General features: G+C 70.9%; 10 protein-coding genes. 2 read left to right on the top strand and 8 right to left on the bottom strand.

The annotated features are described in order from the left end of the window. Positions 1-324: 324 nt before the first annotated feature. The 3 genes from K6I34_RS21435 to K6I34_RS21425 form a co-directional block, all read right to left on the bottom strand. On the bottom strand, positions 325-1,044 hold the full coding sequence (locus tag K6I34_RS21435; RefSeq protein ID WP_229327947.1) for a transglycosylase SLT domain-containing protein: 720 nt from the start codon (positions 1,042-1,044) through the stop codon (positions 325-327). A 469-nt stretch (positions 1,045-1,513) separates the two neighbouring features. Beyond that, positions 1,514-2,836: a PhoH family protein gene (locus K6I34_RS21430; RefSeq protein ID WP_229327946.1), complete on the bottom strand. Its 1,323-nt coding sequence runs from the start codon at positions 2,834-2,836 to the stop codon at positions 1,514-1,516. Positions 2,837-3,195: 359 nt separating this feature from the next. Then, positions 3,196-3,978: an isoprenyl transferase gene (locus tag K6I34_RS21425; RefSeq protein WP_229327945.1), complete on the bottom strand. Its 783-nt coding sequence runs from the start codon at positions 3,976-3,978 to the stop codon at positions 3,196-3,198. A gap of 93 nt (positions 3,979-4,071) precedes the next feature. On the opposite strand from K6I34_RS21425, the gene mgrA reads away from it, so the two are divergent. After that, positions 4,072-5,124, top strand: a complete 1,053-nt coding sequence (gene mgrA / locus K6I34_RS21420; protein WP_229327944.1) for an L-glyceraldehyde 3-phosphate reductase — start codon at positions 4,072-4,074, stop codon at positions 5,122-5,124. A gap of 324 nt (positions 5,125-5,448) precedes the next feature. Here the strand turns inward: mgrA and K6I34_RS21415 are convergent, their stop codons facing one another. The 3 genes from K6I34_RS21415 to K6I34_RS21405 form a co-directional block, all read right to left on the bottom strand. Then, positions 5,449-6,705 carry an MFS transporter gene (locus tag K6I34_RS21415; protein ID WP_229327943.1) on the bottom strand — a complete coding sequence of 419 codons (1,257 nt, stop codon included), beginning with the start codon at positions 6,703-6,705 and terminating at the stop codon, positions 5,449-5,451. Positions 6,706-6,928: 223 nt separating this feature from the next. After that, on the bottom strand, positions 6,929-7,504 hold the full coding sequence (locus K6I34_RS21410) for a TetR/AcrR family transcriptional regulator (protein ID WP_229327942.1): 576 nt from the start codon (positions 7,502-7,504) through the stop codon (positions 6,929-6,931). Between the two features lie 69 nt (positions 7,505-7,573). Continuing rightward, entirely contained in the window at positions 7,574-8,299 is a 726-nt protein-coding gene (locus tag K6I34_RS21405; RefSeq protein WP_229327941.1) for an A24 family peptidase, read from the bottom strand. Between the two features lie 83 nt (positions 8,300-8,382). On the opposite strand from K6I34_RS21405, the gene K6I34_RS21400 reads away from it, so the two are divergent. Next, on the top strand, positions 8,383-8,757 hold the full coding sequence (locus tag K6I34_RS21400) for a DUF192 domain-containing protein (protein ID WP_374230982.1): 375 nt from the start codon (positions 8,383-8,385) through the stop codon (positions 8,755-8,757). Positions 8,758-8,812: 55 nt separating this feature from the next. On the opposite strand, the gene K6I34_RS21395 is transcribed toward K6I34_RS21400, so the two are convergent. Together K6I34_RS21395 and K6I34_RS21390 are read right to left on the bottom strand one after the other, a co-directional pair. Further along, a complete protein-coding gene (locus K6I34_RS21395; protein ID WP_229327940.1) occupies positions 8,813-10,051 on the bottom strand; it encodes a hypothetical protein in 1,239 nt (412 codons plus the stop codon). A 413-nt stretch (positions 10,052-10,464) separates the two neighbouring features. After that, positions 10,465-10,968 (bottom strand): OmpA family protein (locus tag K6I34_RS21390; RefSeq protein WP_229327939.1); only part of this gene is annotated, 504 nt, incomplete at its 5' end.

Raw genomic sequence — 10,968 nt, 5'->3', positions numbered from 1 at the left:
GGGGTGGGCGGACGCCCGGCGGCGTCGGGCGCCGCGCCCGGCGTCCCCGTCATGCCCTGCGCCGCGGCCCTGCGGCGTTCGAGCATGTCGGCGAGCCGGGTCAGGCCCGTCCCCACGCCGCCGATCATTCTTGGCAATCTCGACATTTCTCTTCCTCTACCCCCACTCCCCCGTGGCCATGGTGACGACGTTACCTGTGCCCACTGACTGCACCGGCCCCGCGTCACGGTGAGGAAGACACGACAGAGCCCCCGACCGGTTGAGGTTCGGGGGCTCTGTGAGACCGAGGTCTCCTGCCGAAGCGCGGCGCTTATCGCGAAGCGCCTAGTACCACTGGTTGGCCTGCCAGAACGACCAGGCACCACAGGGGCTGTGGTACGACTCGTTCATGTAGCTGAGGCCCCACTTGATCTGGGTGGCCGGGTTGGTACGCCAGTCGGCACCGGCGGACGCCATCTTGCTGCCGGGCAGGGACTGCACGAGGCCGTAGGCGCCGGAGGAGGGGTTGCTCGCCGTGTAGTCCCAGCCGCTCTCGTTGTTCACGATGTTGCTGAAGCACTGGAACTGGTCGGCCGGGACGATCTGCCGGGCGATGGCCTGGATCTCGGCGACGGAGTAGGAGCCCTTGACCGGGAAGTCCCCGTCGCGGCTCGCGGAACGGCTGCTGACGCCGTTCGCGTCGTCGCGCTCCTTGGCCTCCTTGGCCGCCTTCTCCTCCGCCTCCTTCTTGGCCGCGGCGTCCGCGGCCTCCTTCTTGGCGGTGGCGTCCTCGGCGGCCTGCTTGCGCGCGGCCTCCTCGGCGTCCTTCTTCGCGACCGTGTCCGCGGCGTCGGACTGGGTGTCCGCCTGCTGCGTCAGGAAGGCAGCCTGCTCCTGGACACTCTGACCCGAGGGGATGTCCGCGAGGAGCGTCGTATTGGCGGCGGTGGCCTCGACCTGGCCGGTGCCATGGTCGCTGCCCGAGGCGACACCCACGACGGCGCCGACGGTGGTGACCGCGGTGGCGGATGCCACGGCGAATCCCCGGACCGAAATCCGGCTCACACGGTTTCCTTCCAGCGTCGCCCGCTTAGGTGACCCCGCGGGCGCAATCGTGCCCCTGGCACGGGCCTCCGTCGTGCACGGGCCCGCGCGAGCGCGGAACCGGCCGGTCACAGAAGGCGCTGGCCCGGTGGGGCCTCCCGGAGGAGGACCGCGTGGTGCTCGGGCGGCATACGACGACGCTGTTCAGTTCTGGTGGGGCACCGGGGGGTGCCGAAGTGCCGTATGCGGGGGCCTGACAGGTCCCAGACTCTGCCCGACGGGGACACCCGGAGGCAATTCCGCGTTGCGTGGGAAAGCTCACACGGCGTTTGGCGCCGGGGTTTTGCGGAAAGCGTGGCGCGGCCCGGCGGCGCGCGACTAGGCTCTGCCGCTTCTGTCGCGCGCCGTCGGGCCGCTGTTGCCCATGTGACGCTCGGGGCCCGGTTCCGCACCGCCGAATCCGCCGAATCTACTGAATCCGCCGAATCCGCTAAATGCGGCCCTCCTCCAGCATTTCGGTCACCAGGGCCGCGATGGGCGAGCGCTCCGAGCGGGTCAACGTGACGTGGGAGAAGAGCGGGTGACCCTTCAGCCTCTCGACCACCGCGACCACACCGTCGTAACGCCCGACACGAAGGTTGTCGCGCTGCGCCACGTCATGGGTGAGCACCACCCGCGAATTGGCCCCGATGCGCGACAGAACGGTCAGCAGCACATTCCGTTCGAGCGACTGCGCCTCGTCCACGATCACGAAGGCGTCGTGCAGGGAGCGGCCGCGGATGTGGGTGAGCGGCAGCACTTCCAGCATGCCGCGCCCGACGACCTCCTCGATCACCTCGGCGCTGGTGACCGCCGAGAGCGTGTCGAAGACGGCCTGCGCCCAGGGGCTCATCTTCTCCGCCTCGGTGCCGGGCAGATAGCCCAACTCCTGGCCGCCGACGGCGTACAGCGGGCGGAAGACCATGACCTTGCGGTGCTGGCGGCGCTCCAGGACGGCCTCCAGACCCGCGCACAGCGCCAGCGCCGACTTGCCCGTGCCCGCCCGGCCGCCCATGGACACGATGCCGATCTCCGGGTCGAGGAGCATGTCCAGCGCGACCCGCTGCTCGGCGCTGCGCCCGTGGATGCCGAACGCCTCGCGGTCGCCCCGTACCAGCCGCACCCGGCCGTCCGCCATGACCCGCCCGAGGGCCTTGCCGCGCTCGGACTGGAGCACCAGGCCGGTGTGCACGGGCAGTTCCGCGGCCTCCGCCACGTCGATGACCTCCGCGGCGAAGAGCTCGTCCACCTGCTCCGCGGTGACCGCGAGCTCGGCCATGCCCGTCCAGCCGGAGTCGGTGATGGCGAGCTCGGCGCGGTACTCCTCGGCGAGCAGCCCGACCGCGGACGCCTTGATGCGCAGCGGCAGGTCCTTGGAGACGACGGTGACGTCGTACCCCTCGGCCTGGAGGTTGCGGGCCACGGCGAGGATGCGTGAGTCGTTGTCACCGAGCCGGAATCCGGCGGGCAGTATGCCGGTGTCCGAGTGGTTGAGCTCGACGCGCAGCGTCCCGCCGAGCTCGCCGATGGGGATGGGCGAGTCGAGGCGGCCGAATTGCACCCGGTATCCGTCCAGCAGACGGAGGGCCTGCCGGGCGAAATAACCGAGCTCGGGGTGCTGCCGCTTGGCCTCCAGCTCCGTGACCACGACCACGGGCAGCACGACCTCGTGCTCCTCGAATCGGGTCATGGCGCCTGGGTCCGCGAGCAGGACGCTGGTGTCGAGGACATAGGTGCGCCGGTCGCTCTCACGGCGCTTCTTGCTGGTCACCACGGGTGGACGAACCCCCTCAAGGAGAGGTCGGGGCGCGACGACGTCGCCGGGGAAGTGGGCCGGGTCCGTGCCCTTCGAGGGCCGGACCCCGGCCCTCCGCGTCGTCCGCGCGGGCCCCGCGGGTCCGCTCGGTCCGCACGGTCGTCGTCCGTGTGCAAAGGGCCTCCCGGGCGGGCGGCCCCATGCCACCCGCTGCCAGAGCGACGGTCTTTGGACAGACCGTCGACCTGGAGGGGATATTCCCGCTCGACCGCTTGACCATGCAACGGCATATGCGACGGCGAGGTGAACGGCCGGTCCGTCAGCGGCCGTAGGCTCCCCCTCGGCCCCTCCGGGGAAGGTGTCTCCCGGTTTCCGGGTCAGTAGCCGTAGCGCCGGTGGCGCGCCGCGTAATCGCGCAGCGCACGCAGGAAATCGACCTTTCGGAAGGCCGGCCAGAACACCTCGCAGAAGTAGTACTCCGAGTGCGCGCTCTGCCAGAGCATGAAGCCGGAGAGCCGCTGTTCGCCGCTGGTCCGGATCACCAGGTCCGGGTCGGGCTGGCCGCGCGTATAGAGGTGCTTGGAAATGTGCTCCACGTCGACCATCTCGGCGAGTTCCTCGAAAGAGGTGCCGTTCTCGGCCGCTTCGAGCACGAGGGAACGCACGGCGTCGGCGATCTCCTGGCGCCCGCCGTAGCCGACGGCGACGTTGACCAGTATTCCGTCGACGCCGAGGGTGTCCTGCTCCGCCTCCTTGAGCACGGACTGCGTCCGGGCGGGCAGCAGGTCGAGGGTGCCGACGTGGTGGACGCGCCAGCGGCCGTCGGCGGCGAGGCTGCGGACCGTGTTCTCGATGATGCCCAGCAGCGGTGTGAGCTGGTCGGCCGGCCGGTCGAGGTTGTCGGTGGAGAGCATCCAGAGCGTCACGACCTCCACGTCGGTCTCGGCGCACCAGCCGAGCAGCTCGTGGATCTTGTCGGCCCCCGCCTGGTGCCCCTGCTCCAGGGTCCGGCCGTCGGCGCGCGCCCAGCGACGGTTCCCGTCGAGGATGACTCCGATGTGCTTGGGCACCTGCGCATGGTCGAGGCGACCTTCCACCCGGCGTGCGTAGAGCCTGTACACCAGGTCGCGCAACCTCTTCACGTCTTCCAGCCCCTCCATGCCACGGCGGTCGCCCCGAGGGCGCAACACTACTGCCCGCGTGTTGCGATGACCCAACTCGGTGCGTCACAAGTCCGTGATAATGAGATACACATGACCGATTCCCCTCATTCCACTCACTATCGCGCAGCCGAAAAGCGCTACGACGCGATGGAGTACCGCCGCACGGGGCACAGCGGACTCAAGCTGCCCGCGATCTCGCTCGGACTGTGGCACAACTTCGGCGACGACCGGGCCCTGGAGTCGCAGCGCGGGATTCTCCGGCGGGCCTTCGACCTGGGCATCACGCACTTCGACCTGGCCAACAACTACGGCCCGCCGCCCGGCTCCGCCGAGCTGAACTTCGGCAAGATCTTCGCGCAGGACTTCCGCGCGTACCGCGACGAAATCCTCGTCTCCACCAAGGCGGGGTATCTCATGCACCCCGGCCCCTACGGCGAGTGGGGCTCGCGGAAATATCTGCTCTCGTCCCTCGACGCGTCGTTGCGCCGAATGGGTGTCGACTACGTCGACATCTTCTACTCGCACCGCTTCGACCCGGAGACCCCGCTGGAGGAGACGATGGGCGCGCTGGCGTCCGCCGTCCGGCAGGGCAAGGCGCTCTACGTCGGCGTGTCCTCGTACAACGCGGAGCAGACCCGCGAGGCCGCGCGGATCCTGCGCGGGATGGGCGTCCCCGCCTTGATCCACCAGCCGTCCTACTCCATGATCAACCGCTGGACGGAGGACGACGGTCTGCTGGACGCCCTGGAGGCCGAGGGGATGGGCTGCATCTCCTTCGCCCCGCTCGCCCAGGGGATGCTCACGGACAAGTACCTGCACGGCATCCCGGAGGGCTCGCGCGCCGCCCAGGGCAAGTCGCTGGACCCGGCGCTGCTGACGGAGGACGTCGTACGGCGACTGCGGGGGCTCGACGCGATCGCGAAGCGGCGCGGCCAGTCGCTGGCCCAGCTGGCGCTGACGTGGGTGCTGCGCGACCCGCGGATGACGTCGGCGCTGACCGGAGCGTCCAGCGTGGCCCAGCTGGAGGCCAACGTGGCCGCGCTCGGCGCTCCGAAGCTGACCGGCGAGGAGCTGGCAGAGATCGATTCCTTCGCGGTAAGCACCGAAGGGGTCAACATCTGGGCGAGGCGCGGTCGCTCCTAGAGCGACTCTGAAACCTCATACGAATCATCACCCATGGTGATGCGGTGGAAAGAAAACGGGCCGGTCCGTGGGGGGGATACGGACCGGCCCGAGGGGGGGTTTCCACCTTAACCGGTCCGAGGCGGTGCTGTGCGCACCGACAGGGGTGACGGCGCGCCCCGCGCTGACGCTCAGTGACGTATTTGATCTTGAACTCGGCGGCGGGGGAAGGTCCTCCCGGGGCGCATACGGCCAGCAAATACCGGGCCTACGGCGTAGAACAAGCCATTCGAGAGTCGGCCGGATGTCCCCCCTCGGACCTTCCGAAAACTTCTTGAAAATTCCTCATCGACTTGATGTGTTTGACGCCTTTTGGCGGTCTCCTGCCCGAGTCATTTTTGCCCACTCTTGACCTATGGTGGGCCGATTCACTCCGATGTGCTCCACGGCATGGCGGACCGGGCGGCGGACGAGGACGGGGACGAGCGTGAGCAGCCCGATCACGGCCAGCCCCGCGCCGAGCCAGAGCGGGGCACGGAGCCCGAAAGTGTCGATGGCCGGGCCGCCGAGCGAAGTCCCGATGACGATGCCCGAGGTGATGAACGAGGAGTGGATCGTGTTGACCAAGGGGCCCGCGTTGCCCGCGCGCTGCACGCGGGTGACCATCGCCGGGTTCATGGTGACGCCCACGAGCCCGATACCGAGCATGCACACCACCGCCGGGACGGCCAGGTGCGCCAGAAGGGCGAACCCGACGAGGAACAGCAGGTTCAGCGCGAGCCCGCAGAGCAGGACGCCGAGGGTGTACCGGTCGGCGAGCCGTCCGACGACCGTGTTGCCGACGACGGTGGCGGCGCCGTACGCGACGAGCAGCAACGGCACGGCCCCCGTGGCGAAGCCCGTGACCTCGGTCAGGATCGGGTTGAGGTAGCTGAAGGCCGAGAACGTCGCGCCGATGATGAACGTGCTGGTGGAAAGCGCCAGCCACAGCCCGGGGCGCCGGAAGACGGCGAGCTCGCGGCGTACACCGCCCCTGCCCCCGCCCTCCGCCGCGTGGTCCAGGCGGGGAACACCGCCGAGCGTGCACAGCGCGGCGACGACGGTGAGCGCGGTGATGCCCCAGAAGGCCGCCCGCCAGCCGAAGTGCTCGCCGATCACAGTGGACAGCGGCAGCCCCAGCAAGGTCCCGAGCATCAGGCCGTTCAGGGCCACGGCGGTGGCACGCCCCCGCACCTCGGGACGTACGAGCCGGGCGCACAGCGACAGCGACGTACCGAAGAACGCCTGCGAGGCCACTCCGGTGACGACACGCGCCACGAGCATGGTCGCGTAGTCCGTCGCGGTGGCGGCCAGCACATTGCCGGCCAGGAAGATCGCGAACAGGGCCATGAGCGCCGGCTTCGGGCGCAGCCGCACCACCGCCACGGCCAGGAACGGGCCACCCAGGGCCATGGCCACCGCGAAGGCGGTGATGAGGTAGCCGATCTCCGGGACAGTGGCGTTCAGACCGTCCGCCATCTGGGGCATCAGCCCCGCGACGACGAACTCGCTGGTCACCATGGCGAAGATGCCCAGGGCCAGGACATAGACGGCTCGTGGCACGTCGGATCACCTCTCGTGGTCGTGAGCTTGTTTTGTAACGTTCGGTTCAAAATCAGGGCAGGGAGAAGGAAGGCGGAGGCAGGAAGGCGGGGAGCGGGAAGGGCGAGGGTGAGGGCGACAGGGGCCGGTCACCACGCGGCGCGAACTCGCGACAGGGCGCACCGATTCGGCACGCGCGGACGCGAGCCGCCCGGCCACCGGGCCGCCTGGCGCCCCGGAAGGGTCAGATCGCGGCGAGCGTGGCCTCGGCGACGCCTTGCAGCGCCCGGCGGTCGACGCCGTTGCTCGCCGAGACCCGCATGCCGCCGATCGCGGCGATGACGAAGTGCGCGAGCGCGGCCGCGTCCTTGCCCGGATCGACCTCGCCACCGCGCTGAGCCGCCTCGAACGCGCCGGTCAGCAGGTCGAGCCGCCAGCGGTAGTCCCGCCGCAGATCGTTCGCCACCTCGTCGTCGCGGCGGGCGAGTTCGACGGCGGTGTTGACGACCAGACAGCCGCGCCCGTCGCCCTCGCACTCCTCCTCGACCACGAGCTCCAGGAGCACGCGGACCTTGTCCCGCACCGGCCGGTCGCTGTCGAAGAGCTCCCGCTGGAACGCGGACTTCTCTTCCATGTAGCGCAGCAGGACCCTGCGGAAGAGGTCGTGCTTGCTCTTGAACGTGTTGTAGATGCTGCTCCGCCCCAGCCCTGTGGCGTCGCACAGATCCTGGGTGGAGGTCGCCTCGTATCCGGCGGCCCGGAACGCCTCCAGGGCAGCGCCGACCGCCCGCTCCTCGTCGAACTTCCTCGGTCGGGCCATGAGAAGACCGTACCCATTTTGGATCGCCTGGTCCAATAGCTTGCGGAACCGTGCGGCCCGACGCGGAACTCACGGCGCTGTCGCGCCGCCCAGCAGCAGACCCAGCCACGCGCCCGCGATCATGAAGGGGCCGAACGCCACCGCCGTTCCCCGGCCCGCACGCCGTATCAGCAACAGGGCCGCGCCGTAGAGAGAGCCCAACAGCAGCCCCGCGAAGGCCCCGAGGAGCAGCACCTGCCACCCGTACCACCCCAGGGCGCAGCCCAGGCCGATCGCCAGCTTCACATCACCGAATCCCATTCCTTCCGGGTGCAGCAGGAACAGTGCGAAATACCCGCCCCCGAGGGCGAGCCCGCCCAGCAGGGCCTTCGTCCAGGAGCCCGCCGCGCCGGGTATGAGCGCGGCCGTTCCGAGCAGGACAGCCGCACCGGCGGCCAGCGGCAGCGTCAGCACGTCGGGCAGGCGCCGTACCGACCTGTCGACCCCGGCGAGCAGGGCCGCGACCGGCGCCGCCAGCAGCCACACCGCGAGCTCGGGCCGCGCGCCGGCCGTGGCGGCGAGGGCCGCGCAGGCCGCGCCCACCGCTCCGGCCCACCACAGCGCGCCCGGCGCGTACCGCTCGCCGCAGCGGCCGCACCGGCCGCCGCCCAGCCAGCCCACGAGGGCATGCCCGCACGGCCCCGCCGACCGCCAGGGCTCCTCGGGCTCCACGCTCAGCCTGTACCGCGCCCGGGGCAGCAGAGCGCCCGCGAGGATGCCGTACACGGCGGCGAGGAGGATCAACAACACGTCCATGCCCCGAGGTTACGGAGATCCACGGAATCCCGCCGGGGCCTGTGGATAACCCGGGACATGTGGATAAAGTCCCTCGCATGCACATGCGCGACCGCATGCACGACGGCTCCGCACGGCTGATCGTCGGCGCCTCCGAGATCCCGTTGGAGATCCCGTTGGAGATCGCCGCTTCCTACCGTGCCCGTACCCAGGGGCTTCTCGGACGGGACTCCGTCGAGGGTGCGTTGCTCCTGAGCCCCGCGTCGTCCATTCATACGCTCGGCATGCGCTTCCCCATCGATGTCGCCTACGTGGACCGCGAGTTGACGGTTCTGGCGGTGCGGACGATGCGGCCGTGGCGGATGGGGCTGCCGCGTCCCCGTTCACGTCATGTACTGGAGGCCATGGCCGGGGCGATGGAGATGTGGGGGGTACGCGTGGGGATACGGCTGGAGGTGCGACTGGAGGTGCGCGCGTAGCCCTTCGACCTCCGGTCCCGCGGCCTTTCGGTCCTGTCCCGTCCCGGTTGGCCGGTCAGCGGCGCGTGCGGCGGGCGGCGAACGTCCAGGCGCCCAGGGACAGGAGGAGCAGGGAGCCCGTCGTGACGCCCGCGTAGCCGACCAGGCGCAGGCGGCCGTCGCGGTGACCGGCGGCGGTCCGCTGGGACGCGGGTGCCGTGTGCGGCCGCGACTCCGGGGGCTGCGGGATCGGCTTGAGCGTCTTGCCGACGTCCACCGTGAGGGAGAGCGGGATCCGGGCCCCTTCCGGCCTGCCCTGGCCCACCTTGGGGTTCAGACTGACCTGGAGGTAGTACCACCCGGCGAGCCGCATGCCCCGCGCGGCGTCCCCGCCCGCCGTGTCGGCGCCGTCCGCCGCGGGCGGTGTGGTGAGCGTGAGGGTGGCGGGCGCGCCCCGGTAGCCCGCGGTCTTGTTCGTGACGTATCCCCGGGCGGCGTTGTTGAGCCCCATCCGCAGACCGGTGAGCACGTAGGACGAACCCGCCGCGTCCGGGACCTCGCCGAAGCGGGCGCTCGCCTCGAGCCGCTCCCCCGCCGCGACCGGCACCCGGTAGAAGTGGGTCTCGCCGGGGCCGATCTCGTCGTCGAGGGTGCCGGGGCGGATCGCCACCGCGTCGTTGAACCCGGAGCCTGCCCGGAGCGGGCCCGGCCCGCCCCCGGTGGCCGCGGGCGTGTCCGCCGGGTCGCTCGCGAGGCCGGAATCACGGTCCCCCGTCACGTACTTCAGCTCGAGCGGCACCGCGGCCGGATCGCCGCCCGCCGCGTCGCCGCGCTCCACGGAGAACCGGTAGGTCCCCGCGGCCGCGCAGACCCCGCTCGCGTCCGCGGCCCGCTCCGCGTAGTCGGCGACCGGATAGGCCCCGCCCAGGGACAGGAACGTACGGTGCCGCACCAGCCCGCACTGCGCCCCGTTCGGGGCCTCCAGGGACACGTCGATGCCGTCCCGCGTCCCCATCGAACTGCCGGGCCGAGGTATGGCCACGGCGGAGACGTACGCACTGGCACCGGCCTCCAGCCGGACCGTGTAGTACTTCCGGCGGCCGGGCTCGATCGTGTCGCGGTAGGTGTGCGTACCGGGCTGCAGCAGCGGGGCGTCGGCGGTGCTCTCGGAGCCGCTGACCGCCTGGGCGTCCGGGGCCAGGCGGTACGCGGCAGGGGTGTCCGTACGGATGAAGGCGGCGGCTCTGGCGGGCGTCGTGAGCGCGAGGACGGCGAGGGCGGCGGTGACGGCTCGCGCCTTGCGCTGCGCCTTCATCGGCTCGCCTCCCTCGTGGCCGGTGGCATGTGGTGGGGCCAATCCTGCCGTGAGGTGGGGCGGCGACGCGAGGGCCTGACGCGGCGCGGAGCCCTTCGGGGCGCCTCCGCCCCTGCTCTGCCCTGCCAGGGGCTGCGCCCCTGGGCCCCCTGTGGGGCTTCAGGTGTGGTTTGCGGCTGCGGGGTGGTGGCTCCGGTGCGCCTACCGGGGTGCGGCTTGCGCTCGGCGGGCGGCTGCGGGTCCGGTGGGGGCTGGTCGCGCAGTTCCCCGCGCCCCTGACGGGGCTTCGCCCCCTGGCCCCGGCGGGGGCTGGTCGCGCCCACGCGGCGGAGCCGCAAATACAGCACCGCCCCGCGCCCCTGAAGGGGCTCCCCCGCGGAGCCTACGGGCTACAGGGCTACGCCCCCGGCGCGTCATGCACGGCGCGGGAAGCTGATCTCCACGCGGCGGTTTTTCTTGCGGCCGTCTTCCGAGGAGTTGTCGGCGATGGGGTACTGCTCGCCGTAGCCGCGGATCTGGTAGGCGACGCCCGACGATCCGATGTCCAGGGCGAGTTGTCGCTGGACCGCGTTGGCGCGTTCCTTGGACAGCTCCAGCCCGTGGTCGGCGGATCCGAGGTTGTCGGTGAAGCCGAAGACACGCAGGGTGGTGGCGTGCTGTTTGCGGACCTCGTCGGCGATGACGCGGATGCGGGCCGTCGCGTCCGGGCCGAGCTTGGCGCTGTCCTTGTCGAAGAGGACCTCCGCCTGGAGAGCGAAGGTGACGTTCACGTTGGTGTCCTCCCGTCGCTCGCCCCCGTCGCCCGTCTCGACGACGGACTTGATGTCCAGGACGCGGCCGGGCGCGAGTTTCGCACCGGGGCGGAGCTTGAGGCCGGAGGCGGCGCTGTCGATCTTCACGGGGGGCCGGGTGTCGGC

The organism is Streptomyces sp. UNOC14_S4, assembly GCF_020740835.1.
In the GTDB taxonomy this organism is placed as follows: Bacteria; Actinomycetota; Actinomycetes; order Streptomycetales; family Streptomycetaceae; genus Streptomyces.
Note: the sequence above shows the minus strand (reverse complement) of the source record. Positions and strands in the feature narration are given on the sequence as shown.